The sequence below is a fragment of the Methylobacterium sp. ARG-1 genome, from assembly GCF_001262595.1.
Classification (GTDB): Bacteria; Pseudomonadota; Alphaproteobacteria; order Rhizobiales; family Beijerinckiaceae; genus Methylobacterium; species Methylobacterium brachiatum.
Window position 1 is genome coordinate 1 of sequence record NZ_LHCD01000061.1, and the last position, 15,487, is coordinate 15,487.

A 15,487-nucleotide genomic window follows, 5' to 3' on the forward strand; every position below is an offset into this window, starting at 1 on the left:
GGCTCTGGCGTCCGTGGGTCTGGACTGGCAGGTTGCGCCGGGCGCGCTGGTGGGCCTGTCCTATGACGGCCAGCTCGGCCGCCGGGCGCAGGACCACGCCGTCAAGGGCAGCCTCTCGTACCGGTGGTGAATGGGGCCGCCCGGATCGGGGCGTGCGGCAACCTGCGGCACGCCCCGCCGACCCGCAGGAGACCGGCCGTACCCCGGAGATAAGGGACGGCGCGACGTCAACCTGGGGGAGCTATGCCGGATTTTAGGTGACGGCGGTCAGGCGGCGCGGTGATCTGGGCTCGCGGCGACCTCGGTCCCGTCGCGGAAGATGACGCGGGCCACGACCTTCGGCCACTGGTTTTCGCCCTTCAGCCGGCGCCAGGTTTTCGATGCCGCTATCACCAGCTTGAACACCATCAGCTTGGCAGTCGTGGCCGAGAGCGCCCCTTTGGTTCGCACAGTCCGATGCCGCGCTGTAGCGAACACACTCTCGATCGGGTTCGAGCTGCGCAGGTGGTCCCAGTGTTCGGCCGGGAAGTCGTAGACCGTCAGCAGCGCCTCCCGATCCTTGGTCAGGCAGGCAGCGGCGCGGGGGTACTTGGCCCCGTATTTCTCGACGAAGACGTCCAGCGCCACCTCAGCTGCCGCCCGGGTCGGCGCGCCGTGGATCTCGCGCAGGTCCGCCTTCATCGCCGGCTGGATGGACTTCGGCACCTTGTCGAGGACGTTGGCTGCCTTGTGAACCCAACACCGCTGGTGAGCGGTGCCGGGGAAGACCTCGTCCAGCGCCCGCCAGAAGCCGAGAGCGCCGTCGCCGAGCGCGATCTCGGGCGCGATCGACAGCCCGCGCCGCTTCACGTCGACGAGCTCCTTGCGACCCTCGGGCGTCGCCCCGATCAGCACGAGCATGCACTCGGCCTGCTCCTCCATCCGGGCCTGCAGGTAGACGCCGTCGGCCCAGACGCAGGCGTAGCGGCGTGCGGAGAGATCGCGGCCCTGCCAGCGGGCGTACTCGTCCGCCCAACTCGCCGTCAGCCGGGCGATGACGGCCGGCGAAAGGTTCGGGGCGTCACGACCCAGCAGGAGCGGCCAGCGCGTCCTGGAAGTCGCCGGTCGAGACACCACGCAGGTACAGGACCGGTCGCAGCGCATCCAGGCTGCGGGTGCGCCGCGCCCACTTCGGCAGGAGCGTCGAGGTGAACCGGATCCGGTCCTCAGACCCGCTCGCACCGCGATCCCGCATACGGACCCGCGCGACCGGCACCGGGCCGATGCCGATCTGGATCGCCCGCTCCGGCCCGTGACCGTGCCGCACCAGCCGGGCCCGTCCATCCGGCAGCCGCAGGTCCTACATCGCGCTCAGGAAGGCGTCCGCCTCCATCTCGACAGCTTGGGCGAGCAGGCGGCGGGCGCCGCTGCGCAGCACCTCGGTCATGGGATCGTCGAGGTCTTCGGGATGACGAAGGCGGACGACGTTGGTCGGTGTCTCCATGGCGTATCGCTCTCGCTGAGAGGTTCTGGCAGGCTCGACACCCGCCTCGATAGGCCGCCTTCAACACACCGTCGTCACCCAATCTCCCGCATAGCGCGTTGAAAGGGCATACGGTGGTGCTTGGGCCAAGCTGACCGAGTGTGTTGCGGCTGCGTCATCGACAACAGCGCGGTGGCATGGTGCTCATCCGACGTGAGGAGCATCATGAAACGCGTCGTCCTTCTTTTGGCGGTGTCCGCCGTCCTGTCCGCCTGCAATTCGGCGAACCGCCCAGGACGCGGCGAGCTCTTCATGAGCGACGCGGATATTGCGGCGAAGGACGAAGCGATCTGCCGGGGCTACGGCGCCGAGCCCGGAACGCCCGAGTTTGTGCAGTGTCGGGCAATGCAGGATCAGCGTCGCGACGCTGCGAGGGACGGGCGCCGCAACGGCTGATCCGCGTCATCCAGCGTAAGAGCGCTGCGCAGGATCGCATGTCCCCGCTCTGCCCCACAGCCGGATGACCACGGTCGGTAGCGGCTGGGGCTCGGGACGGGCTGCCGGGTCCGGCGATCGACCGGACTCGTATCCCTGCCTTCAGAACAGGATTCCCGCCGTCTTCGAGCGCATCAGGGGGGGGCATCGCGTGGTTCCGGCGCCTGCCGGCACTCTCGGCTTCCGCCCTTCGTTGGGACGACGCCGAGAGGCTCATGGACCGGGTCCGCCCCTTTGAACCGCCGAGCCGGAGGCCTGCGATCAAGAGGCGGGACCGGACCCGGATCTAGGGCAATCAGCCTGGCTGACCGCCCATTCTGGCCTGCATCTGCGACAGCTGCGCGATGTGGAGGTTGATCAACGGCAGCGCCCCTCGGGCGATCCGGCGCAGGCCCGGATCCTCGCCGGACTGGGCGTAGGACCCGTGGATGGTGAGCGCCTCCTGATGGCCCTGCAGCGAGTTCGCCACGAACGTGGCGTCGTATTGCGGGCCCGGCGGCATCGCGCTGAGCTGGGAGAGAATCTGCGCCTTCTGCGTGTCCGTCGTCATCCCGCCGGGCGGCGGCGCAACCCCGAGCAGACCACCGGTGACGCCGGCGGCCGTGCCGACCGCAGCCCCCGCCACGGCGACCGGAGCCGCGACGAGGCCCCCGATCAGGCCACCCGGGCCGGCGGGAGCGGCGGCGGACGGGGCGACGCCGCCCGTATAGGCCCCGAGCTTGCGGGAGAGGTTGACCTGTTCAATCACCTCGGCGCGGGAGAACTTCTTGATCGCCGGGTTTCTGGTCTTCTCGTGCGCGTCGCGGGCGGTATTCTCCAGAAACATCCCGCCGGTCGTGGCCATCTGAAGATAGACGCTCGACGGGATCGCGCCGGCCGGGGTGACCTGGGCGATAGCGGTGCGGGTGATCGCGAGGGCAGCGGTAGCGCCCAGCATTGTGGTGAGAATTTCGCGACGGTGCATCATGGATAGCTCCGGGTCGTGAGGGGTGCACCGAGGCGTCCAACATCGCTTATGGTGCCATCTCGCGAACCGAGCGGCTCGACCTTCGTTTCCCGCCCGACCGATGAGACAAACCGCCACGTGACACGCGGTCCATCCGGGTGGGCAGCCTCCTCATCGCATCGGTCCCGCCGCCCGATCCGATCCCGGGCCGGCAGGGGAAGTCGGCGCGCGTCCAGATGGTCGGATGTCAGCCGGCGATCCGATGCAGTACACAGAGCTTGTTGCCGTCAGGGTCGCGAAGGTAAGCGAGGTAGATCGGACCTGATGCGCCGCTGCGCTCGCCCGGCGGGTCTTCGATAGAGGTCCCGCCATTGGCAGCGCCGGCATCGTGCCAGGCCTTGGCCTCCTCCGGGCTGTCCATAGTGAACCCGATGGTGCCGCCGTTCGCGCCGACCGCGGCCTGTCCATCGATCGGCTTGCCGATGAGCAAGCGCCCGCCCCGGTGCGCGTAGACCAAGCGTCCTCGCGCGTCCTCGACGCCAGGGCCGCCACCCGTCGCCGCGAAGAGCGCGTCATAGAACGCCTTCGACCGGGCTATGTCGTTGCTGCCGACCATCACGTGGCTGAACACAAAGGACCTCCGCTAGCGTGAGTCATTGAGACTGCAGGGCGTGTTTCTACTTCCCGCCCCCGCTCTTGTAGGCGTCGATCGCGCGGCGGCAGTTCGGGGACATCTGGCTCATGTTCTTCTTGAAGCAGGCGTCCATCTGCGGGCTGTTCGGATCGATGCCGGCACAGAACGTGATGGCGTCGCCTGCGCAATAGGTTTGCAGGTCTTCGTTACCGCGCGTCGAGGTCGGTGCGTTCGGCGCCGCGAGAGCGGGTGACGCGACGGCGATGAAACCGAGGAGGAGAGTGAGTTTGCGCATGTTGGGCCCTGACCGGAGACGTTCGTCCACGCGCTAACGAACCGGGCGGGCATTTTATCCATCCTGCTTTTGGAGCAGGCTCGTCGATCGGTTTGCACGCGGGTTGCGCGGGGCCGTCGTCCGGTTGCGCTCGGAAGCCGGATCGCGTCGGCCCGCCCCGTGGATCAAGCGTTTGTGTCAGACCTGGCTGTCGGCGATGGGTCGACCGGTAGTCTGCTCCGAACGGCCGGATCGGGCTCTCGCCCGTGGTGCGGCTGCGTCGAGAGGACCAGAGCAAGGGTGCCGAGCGACGCGCAGGCGTGAGTGTTTCCAAGCTTAAGGGGGATGACCGGCGAACCCGCAATTGCCGCTCGCCTCCGTCACCGCTGCGGTCCGCAGACCGGGAGCGGCGGAACCCCACAAGCGAGGCAGCCTTCCCGCTGCCGAAGGGTGACTGTGCGCCGCCCTGGCTCGATCGACCGACCCGGGCCTTCGAGCGGCTCGCCAGGCGCGGCACGCTCGCACTTATGAAGTGGGCCAAGCCAATCAGGTTTGGCCCGGCTGGCATCCGTAGGGCGGCACGGCGCTTGGGAACCGCTCCTTGATCCGTGCGCAGCCCCATGCGCGAAGTGGCTCGGGCAAGCGCCGGTTCACCTCGATCCCGACCTCATCGTAGGGTGACGCGCCGGCCGTCACGTAGCTGTACCAGCGCCATCCGATCGTACCGGCGCCAGCCAGCGCGACCCCCAAGGCCACCGCCACGGCCAAGCCCGCGCGAGATTGAGGACGTCGCCCCTCATTCGCCATGCCACACAGACTCCTTCACGTTGACCAAAACGATGCCGCTCGGCCGACCGCTCAAGCGCTGCTGTCCGACCGCAAGATCATGTCGTAGCACCGGTTTTTCGTAGCGGTACCGCCGGCGGGCATCGAGCGAGGCGGAAGACGGATCGCGCTATGCCGTGGCCTCAAGCGGCGGTGCAATACGATGACCGAAGAAGATGGGGAAAGGGCGAAACGATCGTGACGGTGCATTCGTTGAAGGCGCCATGGCCAGTATCGCAATCCTGATCGAGACTCCTCAGGGCGCACGCCTCGTCGCCGCGTCTTCCGCGCGTGAGGCTGCGCTCAAGGCTGAATCCGTGATCGCCGCCGTTCCTCGGGCCGACCTCCCCATCCCGGTCTCGGTCGAGTGCGCGAGCCCCGGCATGGCTGATCGGCTCATGAACTACTTGGCCGATGTTCAGTTGGAGCTGATGCTGTCGGAATTCGTCTGAGAGAAGCATAGTCCTGGGCCGGGACTTGGCGGGTTTGCTGCGGGTACCCCATTCCCAGATGCCCCCGAAATCTTCGCGGTATCGCAGTTCCTGCCGCGGACCGGTGTGGCCCGGCAGGCGATCATGGGCCGGTTCCCAGCGTCTCGCCGATCAAACCGAGGCTGTCGCGTCAGGGGCCGTGCCGCTCCTCGCCGCGGCGACCGAGCATGCCGAGCTGCGCCAGCAACCGGCTGTTGTCCGGGACAGGCTCGTCGAAGCCGTGATCGACACCGGCCATCGGCACGCCCGCAACGCGGTGTTTCAGCGCGGGCGCGACGCGGGGCGGGACCAAGCCGTCGCGGTAGACAGGCAGCCCGAGGCGCAGGCTCAACCCTGGGAACGCAGATTGGGATCGACCGACCTCGCAGGGTAGCGATGGCCATCCGGACGTAGACCGAGAACATCCATGATCCGGTCCCGGGCCCCGACGTCGGCGATCTGCGCGCCATTCTCCAGCGCGGTGATCAGCTCGGCATCGACCCGAGCGAGCGCGGCCAACGTCTCGACCGAGTAGGCGCCGCGTAGGCGAGCAGCATGAATCTGCGTCGCTAACGCGGCATCCAGAGAGGTCGGCTTGTCGTGTATGTCGCTCATGGGCGACCGGTACGTGACCGGCCTGGCCGAAGTTTCCCCCGCCGCGTTTTTTGTCGACCGGCTACTCCATCCCGGCGGGCCGAGGGCGCGGCAGGCCGAGTTCGGTAAGCCCGAGGAACAGGGCGAGATGCGTCGCGACCGTGAGGGAGGACGCGCAGTCGCTGCCGTTCTCGATCGCCGCAAGGACCTCCGGCGCGAGGCAGGCCAGGCGCGCAGCGGCGTCCAAGGACAGACGCAGCCGGCCTCGCGCCGCGCCGGCATGCACGGCAAGGTTGCGTAGTACGACGTGCCGCCGCTCCTCGACCTCATCCATGAGAAGCGCCCACTCTCACGAGGGCCTACGAACCCTCGCTGGGTTGTTACGAGCGTGGCTGCTGCCATTCAACACCCAGAGTTGCACCGTCGCCCTGTTTATCCAGGGCCTTGTGAAACGGACGCGCTGTTGCAGCCCTCTCACGCGTTCGGCCGCCGAGCAGCCCGTTCATGGCCTTCGGCCGGGACAGCATGCGCGTCGGCATCCGCACCCGGCACGAATACAGATTTCCCGAAGGATCAAAAACAGTTTTCGGCGGGTTTATTCAAGATTCATTAGCAGAAATCCGGATTTTCGCCATGGGTCTGACTGCTTTCGTGGTGTTCGTTGTCCCGTGGGTGGTGTTGGCAATATGGCTGACGCGCTCTCCGCATCTCCTCCGGCTGGGTGCTCCAGCAGCTCCATGGCGGCCGCTCACGAAGCATAAGGATCCGCCCCGGAACCAGCACCGTGAGACCAGCCGTTACAACGCCGGGACGAACGACGGATCGAGTCCCACCGGCGGCGACAAGCACAGCCCGATGGGGACACCTCTGGGCGGCCGATTGAGCCAAAGCGTCGAGTCGACCGAACCCCACGAATAGGCAGCAGCGGCCAGGGGCGGATCAAGCGATCCGGCCGGGAGGCCGGAGCTCGTCTCTCGGCCCAGCGCCCCCGAGGCCGGCACAAGGTTATTGTGGCGGATGCCGGCCGATCAAGGCCGAAGGGCTACCTGCTTACTCGGTGGAGGGAGCCGCCCGTCGGTGGCCCGGGCCGGTGCGGCCCGGGAAAACCCGACCGTCTCAGGCCGCGCGCACGGTGGCGAGGAAGTCCCCAACCTCGGCGGCGAGGTGCTCGGATTGCCGCGACAGCTCCGAGGCCGACCCCAGCACTTGGCTTGCTGCCGCGCTGGTCTCCTCGGCCGCCCCCGCGACGCCGGAAATGTTGCTCGTCACCTCACCGGTGCCCGCCGCCGCCTGGCCGACATTGCGCACGATCTCCTGGGTGGCCGCACCCTGCTGCTTGACCGCCACAGCGATCGAGGTCGCAACACCGCTGATCTCCTGGATGCGCGCCGTGATCGACCCGATTGCCGTCACGGCGCCGCCGGTGGAGGCCTGGATCCGCGCGATCTGGCCGGATATGTCGTTGGTCGCTTTCGCGGTCTGCTCGGCGAGGGCCTTCACCTCGGAGGCTACGACGGCAAAGCCGCGGCCCGCGTCGCCCGCGCGGGCCGCCTCGATGGTGGCGTTGAGCGCCAGCAGGTTGGTCTGCCCGGCGATCGACGAGATCAGCCCGACCACGTCGCCGATCCGGCCGACCGCCGTGCTCAGCTCCTGAACCAACGCGCCGGTCTGATCCGCTTCGTTGACGGCGAGACGCGCCAATTCGGCGGAGCCGCTGACCTGACGGCCGATCTCCTGCACGGACGAGCCCAACTCCTCGGCGGCGGCTGCCACGGTGTTCACATTCGAGGAAGCCTCCTCCGCGGCGGCCGCAACCGTCATCGACTGGCTGGCGGTCTCGGTCGCAGTTGCAGTCATCGTTTGAGCGGTGGTCTGCAGTTTCGCGGCCGACGCGGATACCAGGCCGATGATGCTGCCGACGGCTGCCTCAAAGCCATCGGCCATCTGGCGCATGCCGGCCTTGCGCTGTGCCTCGGCGGCCAGACGCGCCTGAGCCGTCTCGGCTTCCAGCGCCTGGGTGCGGATCAGGTTGTCCTTGAACACCTGCGCGGCCGCCGCCATCGTGCCGATCTCGTCGCGGCGCTCCGCGCCCAGCACCTTGCGGCTGAGGTCCCCCGCGGCGAGACCGGTCATGAACTCCGTCATGGCCCGCAACGGCCGCACGACGCTGCGGCCGATGAGCGTGGCCAGGATGCCGATCACGGCCGCGACAATGGCCGCCCCGCCGAGCAGACGCACCAGGGTCGGGCGCATCTGGGCAGCCGTGTCGTCCGCATAGATGCCGGAGCCGATGATCCACCCCCAGGGCGCGAAGCCCCTGACGTAGGAAATCTTCGCAACCGGCTGGTCGAGGCCCGGCTTGGGCCACAGGTATGGGACGAAGCCTGCGCCCGATTGCTTCACCAGCTCGACGACATCCAGGAACACGTGCTTGCCGGCCGGGTCGACGATTCCGCCGATGTCTTTGCCGATCAGCTCGGTCTTCGGATGCGATACCATGCGCGGTTGCATGTCCTGGATCCAGAAGTACTCGCTTCCGGCGTAGTGTAGGCCCCGAACCGCCGCCACGGCTGCGTGCTGCGCCGCATCGCGGCTCATCCGGCCGGCGCGCTCCTCCCCCTCGAAATAGGTGAGAACCCCCTGCGCGGTCTCGACGAGGTCGCGGGTCTTCAACTCGCGGGCATCCGTGACCGTTTGGGACATATCCCAGGTCGACAGCCCGATCAGTACCGCCATGCCGCCCAGGGCGGTCAGCGTCATGGCTTGTATGCGCGTGCCGATGCGAAGTGCCATAGGATCCTACCGGGAGCTGCGCCGAGGCTGCGCATGCGTGAGCGTGCCATGGCGCGTCGCGCCCGGCCCGGCGCCTTAACGCGCGATATGGCCGTCCGCACCTCACCGCAGAGCTACGACAGAGGTCTATGGCAAGTGGCGGTTAATGAATTCTCATGCGCACCATAAGTTAGGTATCAAATATATGTATTATTCCGAACAGGATGGCATTTGTAGTACTATACTTTAGGTCGTAAAAGGGGCGTTGCTTCACGCGTTCAGGCTCGTTCCGGCCATCGCCCGATACGCCACCAGGCCCGATCTCGCGGCGCCCCTCGCTCCCTCGCGCCGGACCAGGACCTACGGGTGCGATGAGACAGGCGACGGACAGTCGGCGGCGAGCTGGAACGCATATCTGACGCACCGCGCCGGCATTGCGGCTTGCCGGAATGGCTGACGGTCCACCGCAGGACCGTGCGCCGCCTCCGCGACGACGGCCTGCTGATCGATCAGGGGCGAGGTCCGGCGCGACGCGCTCGGTACCGACATGGTGCCTTCCGACGCGACACCGCCCGCCATCCACGACCGGCGGTGCCGTCGCCAACAAGGCGATGGCCGCGTTCGAGGCCCGCCGACGACCCGGCCGAACCGGGTCAGAGCCTTTCCATTTCCCTTCAGGCGAAGTGAGCGGGCAGACCCAGCGCCTGCGCGTAGGTCATCAGCGCGACAGCGCCGCCGATCAGGGCCGCGGCTATGGTGATGCGGTTCGTCCAGGTCATCGTCGTCTCCATCGGGTTCGCGATTGCCGTCGCGGTGTGAATCCGATGTAGGCCCAGGCTTTCCGGGCCGACGTGTGCCTGAACACGCCTGAGGCGGATGCCGTTTCGGGCCTTCCGGGGGCTCCGGCACCCGCGTCGCAGATGGTCTCCTGGCCGGACGGAATGGCGATCGGCGATGGGCTGACCCGCGCCTACGGACGAACCGGATGCCGGGCAGCGCTCTGAGCGGACGGGGTGGTCGGTCGCGACCATCAAGCGGTCGACCCAGAACAGGAGGGCGGCAGCCTTTTCGGCGCGCCTGGGCCGGACATGATCCTCGACGATCCCCACAGGCCCGACCGGCGTCGTGCGCGCGCCGAGCCTAGCGCCTGGACCCGGCAGGATAGGGCGTGAGACCTTCCCCTCGCCGGACCTGCGCGGTCAATGCCTCCGGGCCATACGCCCGCCCCCCTGTGCCAGCGCTTGGGAGAGCTTATCAGTTCCTCTTCCAGCGTCTGAGGAGCCTTTTCATGAAGCGCCCGCTGACCACCAACTTCGCCGCGCCGGCACCGAGCTCCGCACCCGAGCTCGACCCATCGCCGGCACCATCCTGGCGCGAGGCCGCCCCCATCGTGGCCACCCTGATCAGGACGCTCGAGGCAATCGAAGCCGGACCGAAGGCGGGACCCGCCATGCGAGCCCACCGCTCCGCGATGCGTCGCCAGGGCGAGGCCGCTGCCGCGCTGGGGGGATCCGAGGCCATGCGCGATGTCCTGGAGCAGATCGCACAGATCGATCCCGCCCGCGCCGCACAGCGTCTCGAATACGTCCGCGAGGCCTGGACGGATCTGCCCGCCTGGCGTCCATAGTCTCAGGCCCGCACACGAAAACGGCGGGGCTCGCACCCCGCCGCAGATCCGTCATTGTCCGACCGGTCGCCCGCCAGGCGCCGGTGGCTCACATGCCGAACAGCACCCCGGCCGAACCGGCCACCGTCATCGCCAGGCCGCCCGCAAAGGCGCCGATCATCGCGTAGGAGAAGCCCTTCAAGACCATAGCGTGCGCTCCATTCCTCGTGCGGTGTCTCAGCGAGACCCGTCGAAACCATCTGCAATCACGATGCCTGATCGGCCCGTCATGTGCGGTGCGATCGAACACGCTGCATTGCGGAACGATTTCATCCGGGCACGCCGCAGGGCGTGCCGTGGTCGATGCCGCTCGGGAGACGGAGCTCACCGGCGCGATGCCCGGACAGGCAGCGGGCCCGCGGCCGCACTGGACAGACCGGCAATCGGCTTACAGGATCCGCGCTATCCTGCGCGGCGGGCCTCATGACTCCAGACGAGACAGACGGTGAGGACTGGCGCTCGGTCAGCACGCGCATGCCTGACGACGCGGCGATCCAGACGGCTCACGCACGTGCGCGCGAACCGGGCCACGGCCGCATGGCGGATCGACCCACGCAGATCCCGGTTCCGGGATGGCGCGATATTCTCTACCGCGTCTTCTGGGCCGTGCCCCGGGACCGTGTCCTCTCCACGGCCGGGGGCGTCGCCTTTTTCACCTTGCTGTCGACTTTCCCGGGTCTCGCGACGATCGTTTCGCTCTACAGCCTCTTCTCGGACCCGAGCGTCCTCAGCCAACATCTGAGCCTGCTCACGGGCGTGCTCCCCAACGGGGTGCTCGAACTCCTGGCCGACCAGCTCCTGCGCATAACCAAGCAAAGCACCGGAACGCTCAGCGCCGCGTCGGTGGTCAGCCTTGTGATCGCATTCTGGAGCGCGAATTCAGGCGTGGGCGCGCTCTTCGACGCGCTCAACGTGATCTACAGGGAGCGTGAGAAACGGACCCTGGTGCACCTCTACGCGACGACCTTCCTGTTCACGCTCAGCGGGATCCTCATTGTCGTCGCCGCCACCGGCATGTTGGTGGGCCTGCCCCTTCTGCTGAACCAGATCGGCTTGGGCGCGCGGACAGATACCTTCCTGCGGATCCTGCGCTGGCCGGCCCTCCTCATCCTCGTGAGTCTCGGCCTGTCGCTGGTCTATCGGTATGGGCCGAGCCGACGGGAGGCCAAGTGGCGTTGGGTCAGCTGGGGCAGCTTCGTCGCAGCGCTCGGCTGGGTCTGCGCCTCAGCCCTGTTTTCCTGGTACGTTGCCAGCTTCGACAGTTACAATCGGATCTACGGTTCGCTGGGCGCCGGCGTCGGCCTCATGACCTGGATTTGGCTGTCGGTGGTCATCGTCCTGCTCGGCGCCGAGCTGAACGCCGAGATGGAGCGACAAACGGCGCGCGACAGCACGACCGGCCGTCCGAAGCCTCTCGGATCCCGGCAGGCGTTTGCCGCCGACACCGTTGGCCCCTCATAGAAGCGTGCAACCCCGGGGCGCGCCAGCGCAGCACCGGTCAGGCCTCCGAGGCCTCACCGCTCGACGGCGTTGGAAGAGCTGCATCGAACGGGAACGCCCGGGCTCACGGAGCGTAGCGCTGATACCACGGAGGCGCGCACCATGATTCAGGCTGACACCCCGATGCCGGGCGAAGATCCGGGCGCATTGATCGAGGATCCGTCCCGCCTCGACGAGATCGAGCCGCCGCCCAAGCCGACCGTGCCGGAAGAGGACGATCCCGCCGTCGAGGACACCGAGGTGCAGCCGACGTGAGCCGAGCCGCTTGCCCGCAGACCGACACGAAGGGTGACGCCACCATGATCGACCCGAAGCGCCCAGAAACCGACCCCGCCGAGACGCCACCGGGCGAGCGCGGCTACGAGGACGCACAGGTCCGCGGGACCTCACAGGGCCCGCGCTCGCTCGGGGCGTCGGAGCCCGGTGATATCGGCGCGCCGCGCAACGATGAGGTGAAGCGGACGATCGAACACGGCGGCACACGCGCGCCCGCCGACGAGAAGGCGTCAGCGGAAACGCAGCAACCGGAGTGAACGGCCGAGAGGCCCCCTCTGCGGTGGCCAGATCGAATTCGTTGGCCACCGTCGGAGCGGTCGGACCGTCAGTACCGGACGTTGGAGATGCCGATCCCGCTCCGGCCCATGACGCTCTCGATCACAGCCTTGGTCGAGGGGCTGATCCCGCCATCGCTGCGGAGGCGCCGTCCGTCCGCCCGCTCGAGGCGATCGAATTCGGGTCCGCACCGCTCCAGCGCGAAGCGCACCCGGGATGCTGGCGTCGCCCCCCGTTGCGCATCGGCGCCGTTCATCTCGAACCGAAGGCAGGAAGCCAGATATTCCTTCACGTCGTCGAACGCCGCAGCGTGAGCGCCCGACGTCAAGGCTATCAGAAGGAGTGCGGATCGGACGAGCATCGGACGCTCCAGGCGGGATTGTATAAGGCTGCCAACGCGCGAGTTGGGCACTGGTCCCCGATGCGTGACGATGACCGCGATCAGGGCCGGCCGATCACGCGGTTGGCTCGTCGGAGGGCCCATTCGCGCGGCTGCGCACGCTTCGGCGACGTGCGCAGCCGCGCGCTGCCCTGGCCTGGGGATGGACGATGGCCGCGGCAACAAACGCTCATTGAACCGGACGCGCGTGTCGGGGCTTCCCCATAAGCCGACGCGGTCCTGCTGCGCCGAGGACAGGAGGAACGCCATGCGTCTTTTCATTCTCGCCGCGCTTGCCGGTGCTGGCCTGACCGGCTCGAGCCTTCCCGCTTGCGCTGTTCCCGCCGGACCGGGGGCGGGTGTTTCATCACCGTCCGCTATGCGCACCGACGTTCGGATGCGGCGCCACCCTATGTGACGCCCCGCAATGACATGGGTCCAACGGCGAAGGACCCGGCACTAGCAAATGCGCTCTTCCATGCGTCCTTTACCCTCCAGATCACGCTGAGGTCCCCATGCTCGATCGCGTTCTCACGGTAGCCGCCGTTTCCAGCCTTCTGCTCGCCGGACAAGCTTTTGCACAGGCGCCCACCACGGCTCCCACGCCGGCAAATCCGGGCGCCTCCGGCGTGGTCACCCCGCAAAACAGCACCACCGGCAGCAATGGTGCCGTGACAGCGTCGCCGACGGGACAGCCGGCGGATACGCGGTCCAACAGCTCGTCCTCGGCCGGGAATGCGAACCAGCCTGAGCGCGCCGCGCCCCAGGGCGGCGGCGGCGGGGGAAGCAGCAAGTAGGGTAGCGCGCCGAGCCACGCCGACGGCCGGGTCAGTCCGGCCATGGCTTGCCGCCATCACCGCTGCCTGCAGCGGTGGCGGCGGATTCACGCCCGCCGGTGACACCTCTGATCGCGGCTGAGTGCCCGCCCGATGGATCTCTCATCGTGGCGGGCTTCTTCTTGCGTCCCGTCCGTCGCGCTCAGGCCTTCCGGCGGTTGGCAAGCGTGTCGAGCAGTCCTTGAAGCGCGGCGTCGGTCGATCGCTGCGTCTCGCCCACGAGCACGAACAGCGCCTGAGCCGTGACGACGCAGTGCGGCGGCGGATTGCTGTGGGGCACGCCCTCCTCATCAGCGTAGCCGACCGGGGTGCCGAAGTTTCCGCCGAGGATGGCGGAGACGACATCCGCCCAGACGATATTGGCGAACGTGACGTCGAAGCGAAGGCATTCGTCACCCTGGCTCGAGAACAGGCGCTCGATGATCCATTCGGTACCGGGTGCCACGATCGCCCGGACGATCATCTCCGGGTAACCGCGCAGGGGTCTGACGATCGCCGAAGCCCCGGCTCTCTTCAGGCGCGCACGGTTCAGGTCATCGACGCACTCGGCAACGATGCGCACCTTGATGCCCCGCTCCCGCAGGCGATGGATGATGTCGAAGGTTCGGCTGTCGGATAAGCGCTCGCCTTCCTGCTCGGCGAGGATGACGAGCACCCGCGCATGGTCGACACCGGCCGCTTCCAGCGCAGCGGGATCGTCGAACCGCCCCTTGAGCTGGACGATGAGTGGATCGTCCTCGAGATCGGGCGGCAGGCCGTCCGGAAAGGCCTCGGTGAGGATCAGGGACGGCACGCCGGCGAAGTTGGCATGCGACCGGTGCAACTGGTCGAGGAGCCGGCGCAGATAGTCGCCGGGCTCGTCGGCCGGGGCGTTCACGAAGACGATGTGGTCGCGCATGTCCCACCTCCACTCGCCTCGACGCTTGCGCTCACGCCGCAGGATCCGGAATTCGAAGAAGGCACCGCCGGCCTGGGTCAGCAGGAAGATTCCGGACAGGTAGATCAGGACGATGGTGGCGGCCCGCCCTGTGGGGGTCTTGGCGGAGAGATCGCCGTAGCCGGTGGTGGTGATGGTGGTAAATGTCAGCCACACCGCCTCGCCGAGGCTCAGCCCCTCGAAGGCGATCATCGCGGCCACGTGCAGCCCGATGAGGACCAGCAGGCCGACGAGGGCGAAACGGATCCGGTTCCGCAGATCACGCACGACGCTGCGACGGAAGCGGAGGGGTCGGGTCCGGACCCGCGCTGGACGCATCATCGGGCTCGCTCTCGATGGCTTCGATCGCCAAACCGTTGGCCGCAGCTGTCCGCCCTAACGTCCAACCGCAGACTTTCGCCGCAAGGCTCTACGCGCGCCACCGGCGGTGGGGAGCTGGCAAGGTCGGACGGGTCGCGATTGCAGCCGTCGAGCGGTGGGATTTCAAGCTCCGGACTCGCGATTGCGGCCCCAGGCTTCCCGCATCAGGAGCGCTTCACCCCGCCGAGAAACCGCGTCAGGTGCGTGACGGCATCGCCGCCCTCAGACGCGGCGGGAACATGGTCAGGCCGCGCTTCGTCTTGCTCGATGCGCTTGGCGACCTCCATCACGACCTGGTCGACGGAGGCGGGCCAGGGTGCGCCGTTATCCAGCAGCATCCGGGCGGCCCGGACCAGCATGGTGAACTGCTCCGGCGGGATCGTCGTGCCGGCGGCGTTCTGCTCCAAGATGCGGTCGGCTATAGCCGTCGCCAGCCTGGCGACCTCGGCCACCTTGTCGGGTTCAGCGTGGGACCCCGTCACCGCCGGTGGCCCTCCGCGTTCGGCTGCTCGATAAAGGGCATGACTTCGCTCTCCGAGGATACGCGCGCGGCTGCACGTCGCCCTGAACGATGAACTAGTCCGGAAAGACCCAGCAGCCAATCTCCGGCTCGGAAGACTATGGCTCGAACTGATTTTCGAGTCAGGCGTCGCGACATTGGTCCATCGTGCCGCGCGGCGAACCTCTGTGGAAACGCATCGGTCTCTGACGACAGCAACCGCCGTTGTCTCGAGACCCGGCCGCGCATCGATGCAGGCAGGCACCTGCCGCAAACATCAGCGGCG

The 15,487-nt window shown here is 67.8% G+C and carries 17 protein-coding genes and 1 pseudogene; 7 read left to right on the forward strand and 11 right to left on the reverse strand.

What is annotated here, in order from left to right:
• Window positions 1-267: 267 nt before the first annotated feature.
• A pseudogene (locus tag AKJ13_RS29180) lies at window positions 268-1,483 on the reverse strand (IS256 family transposase).
• Between the two features lie 204 nt (window positions 1,484-1,687).
• Here AKJ13_RS29180 and AKJ13_RS29185 point away from each other — a divergent pair.
• Window positions 1,688-1,918, forward strand: a complete 231-nt coding sequence (locus AKJ13_RS29185; RefSeq protein ID WP_007563534.1) for a hypothetical protein — start codon at window positions 1,688-1,690, stop codon at window positions 1,916-1,918.
• Window positions 1,919-2,252: 334 nt separating this feature from the next.
• Here the strand turns inward: AKJ13_RS29185 and AKJ13_RS29190 are convergent, their stop codons facing one another.
• The 3 genes from AKJ13_RS29190 to AKJ13_RS29200 all read right to left on the reverse strand — a co-directional run bounded on the left by AKJ13_RS29190 (window position 2,253) and on the right by AKJ13_RS29200 (window position 3,832).
• Window positions 2,253-2,921: a DUF4142 domain-containing protein gene (locus tag AKJ13_RS29190; protein ID WP_050736461.1), complete on the reverse strand. Its 669-nt coding sequence runs from the start codon at window positions 2,919-2,921 to the stop codon at window positions 2,253-2,255.
• Between the two features lie 229 nt (window positions 2,922-3,150).
• On the reverse strand, window positions 3,151-3,534 hold the full coding sequence (locus AKJ13_RS29195) for a VOC family protein (RefSeq protein WP_050736448.1): 384 nt from the start codon (window positions 3,532-3,534) through the stop codon (window positions 3,151-3,153).
• Between the two features lie 46 nt (window positions 3,535-3,580).
• The gene (locus AKJ13_RS29200) at window positions 3,581-3,832 is read right to left on the reverse strand and encodes a hypothetical protein (RefSeq protein ID WP_050736449.1); all 252 of its coding nucleotides are present in this window, start codon (window positions 3,830-3,832) and stop codon (window positions 3,581-3,583) included.
• A 1,028-nt stretch (window positions 3,833-4,860) separates the two neighbouring features.
• On the opposite strand from AKJ13_RS29200, the gene AKJ13_RS29205 reads away from it, so the two are divergent.
• Window positions 4,861-5,088 carry a hypothetical protein gene (locus AKJ13_RS29205; RefSeq protein WP_050736450.1) on the forward strand — a complete coding sequence of 76 codons (228 nt, stop codon included), beginning with the start codon at window positions 4,861-4,863 and terminating at the stop codon, window positions 5,086-5,088.
• Between the two features lie 169 nt (window positions 5,089-5,257).
• Here AKJ13_RS29205 and AKJ13_RS32035 read toward each other — a convergent pair whose 3' ends face one another.
• From AKJ13_RS32035 to AKJ13_RS29220, 3 genes are all read right to left on the reverse strand, one after another.
• Window positions 5,258-5,458: a hypothetical protein gene (locus tag AKJ13_RS32035; protein ID WP_050736451.1), complete on the reverse strand. Its 201-nt coding sequence runs from the start codon at window positions 5,456-5,458 to the stop codon at window positions 5,258-5,260.
• Complete coding sequence (locus tag AKJ13_RS31750) at window positions 5,455-5,721, reverse strand: helix-turn-helix domain-containing protein (RefSeq protein ID WP_050736452.1); 267 nt, start codon at window positions 5,719-5,721, stop codon at window positions 5,455-5,457. Before AKJ13_RS31750 ends, AKJ13_RS32035 begins: the two co-directional genes overlap by 4 nt.
• Before the next feature lie 61 nt (window positions 5,722-5,782).
• Window positions 5,783-6,034 carry a hypothetical protein gene (locus AKJ13_RS29220; protein WP_050736453.1) on the reverse strand — a complete coding sequence of 84 codons (252 nt, stop codon included), beginning with the start codon at window positions 6,032-6,034 and terminating at the stop codon, window positions 5,783-5,785.
• Window positions 6,035-6,204: 170 nt separating this feature from the next.
• Between AKJ13_RS29220 and AKJ13_RS31110 the strand changes: the two genes are divergently transcribed.
• Window positions 6,205-6,618, forward strand: a complete 414-nt coding sequence (locus AKJ13_RS31110) for a hypothetical protein (protein WP_244471794.1) — start codon at window positions 6,205-6,207, stop codon at window positions 6,616-6,618.
• Between the two features lie 198 nt (window positions 6,619-6,816).
• On the opposite strand, the gene AKJ13_RS29225 is transcribed toward AKJ13_RS31110, so the two are convergent.
• Window positions 6,817-8,493, reverse strand: a complete 1,677-nt coding sequence (locus AKJ13_RS29225) for a methyl-accepting chemotaxis protein (RefSeq protein ID WP_050736454.1) — start codon at window positions 8,491-8,493, stop codon at window positions 6,817-6,819.
• 1,267 nt (window positions 8,494-9,760) lie between these two features.
• Here AKJ13_RS29225 and AKJ13_RS29230 point away from each other — a divergent pair.
• From AKJ13_RS29230 to AKJ13_RS29240, 4 genes are all read left to right on the forward strand, one after another.
• A complete protein-coding gene (locus tag AKJ13_RS29230; protein WP_050736455.1) occupies window positions 9,761-10,099 on the forward strand; it encodes a hypothetical protein in 339 nt (112 codons plus the stop codon).
• A gap of 462 nt (window positions 10,100-10,561) precedes the next feature.
• Window positions 10,562-11,599 (forward strand): YihY/virulence factor BrkB family protein, encoded by a 1,038-nt coding sequence (locus tag AKJ13_RS29235; RefSeq protein ID WP_050736456.1) that lies wholly within the window; start codon window positions 10,562-10,564, stop codon window positions 11,597-11,599.
• Between the two features lie 141 nt (window positions 11,600-11,740).
• Window positions 11,741-11,893 carry a hypothetical protein gene (locus AKJ13_RS32040; protein WP_007563507.1) on the forward strand — a complete coding sequence of 51 codons (153 nt, stop codon included), beginning with the start codon at window positions 11,741-11,743 and terminating at the stop codon, window positions 11,891-11,893.
• Window positions 11,894-11,937: 44 nt separating this feature from the next.
• Complete coding sequence (locus AKJ13_RS29240; RefSeq protein WP_144426438.1) at window positions 11,938-12,171, forward strand: hypothetical protein; 234 nt, start codon at window positions 11,938-11,940, stop codon at window positions 12,169-12,171.
• A 68-nt stretch (window positions 12,172-12,239) separates the two neighbouring features.
• Here AKJ13_RS29240 and AKJ13_RS32980 read toward each other — a convergent pair whose 3' ends face one another.
• The 3 genes from AKJ13_RS32980 to AKJ13_RS29255 form a co-directional block, all read right to left on the reverse strand.
• A complete protein-coding gene (locus AKJ13_RS32980) occupies window positions 12,240-12,839 on the reverse strand; it encodes a hypothetical protein (RefSeq protein WP_244471795.1) in 600 nt (199 codons plus the stop codon).
• Between the two features lie 708 nt (window positions 12,840-13,547).
• Complete coding sequence (locus AKJ13_RS29250) at window positions 13,548-14,609, reverse strand: potassium channel family protein (protein ID WP_244471796.1); 1,062 nt, start codon at window positions 14,607-14,609, stop codon at window positions 13,548-13,550.
• A 257-nt stretch (window positions 14,610-14,866) separates the two neighbouring features.
• Window positions 14,867-15,154 (reverse strand): hypothetical protein, encoded by a 288-nt coding sequence (locus AKJ13_RS29255; protein WP_244471797.1) that lies wholly within the window; start codon window positions 15,152-15,154, stop codon window positions 14,867-14,869.
• Between the last annotated feature and the right edge of the window lie 333 nt (window positions 15,155-15,487).

What these genes read in the sequence shown, in the direction of transcription:
- AKJ13_RS31750 (WP_050736452.1), bottom strand. Translation starts at nt 5,721, where the DNA reads ATGAGCGACATACACGACAAGCCGACCTCTCTGGATGCCGCGTTAGCG.
- AKJ13_RS29235 (WP_050736456.1), top strand. Translation starts at nt 10,562, where the DNA reads ATGACTCCAGACGAGACAGACGGTGAGGACTGGCGCTCGGTCAGCACG.
- AKJ13_RS32980 (WP_244471795.1), bottom strand. Translation starts at nt 12,839, where the DNA reads ATGGCGTTCCTCCTGTCCTCGGCGCAGCAGGACCGCGTCGGCTTATGG.
- AKJ13_RS29220 (WP_050736453.1), bottom strand. Translation starts at nt 6,034, where the DNA reads ATGGATGAGGTCGAGGAGCGGCGGCACGTCGTACTACGCAACCTTGCC.
- AKJ13_RS32040 (WP_007563507.1), top strand. Translation starts at nt 11,741, where the DNA reads ATGATTCAGGCTGACACCCCGATGCCGGGCGAAGATCCGGGCGCATTG.
- AKJ13_RS29200 (WP_050736449.1), bottom strand. Translation starts at nt 3,832, where the DNA reads ATGCGCAAACTCACTCTCCTCCTCGGTTTCATCGCCGTCGCGTCACCC.
- AKJ13_RS29225 (WP_050736454.1), bottom strand. Translation starts at nt 8,493, where the DNA reads ATGGCACTTCGCATCGGCACGCGCATACAAGCCATGACGCTGACCGCC.
- AKJ13_RS31110 (WP_244471794.1), top strand. Translation starts at nt 6,205, where the DNA reads ATGGCCTTCGGCCGGGACAGCATGCGCGTCGGCATCCGCACCCGGCAC.
- AKJ13_RS29240 (WP_144426438.1), top strand. Translation starts at nt 11,938, where the DNA reads ATGATCGACCCGAAGCGCCCAGAAACCGACCCCGCCGAGACGCCACCG.
- AKJ13_RS29185 (WP_007563534.1), top strand. Translation starts at nt 1,688, where the DNA reads ATGAAACGCGTCGTCCTTCTTTTGGCGGTGTCCGCCGTCCTGTCCGCC.
- AKJ13_RS29190 (WP_050736461.1), bottom strand. Translation starts at nt 2,921, where the DNA reads ATGCACCGTCGCGAAATTCTCACCACAATGCTGGGCGCTACCGCTGCC.
- AKJ13_RS29230 (WP_050736455.1), top strand. Translation starts at nt 9,761, where the DNA reads ATGAAGCGCCCGCTGACCACCAACTTCGCCGCGCCGGCACCGAGCTCC.
- AKJ13_RS29205 (WP_050736450.1), top strand. Translation starts at nt 4,861, where the DNA reads ATGGCCAGTATCGCAATCCTGATCGAGACTCCTCAGGGCGCACGCCTC.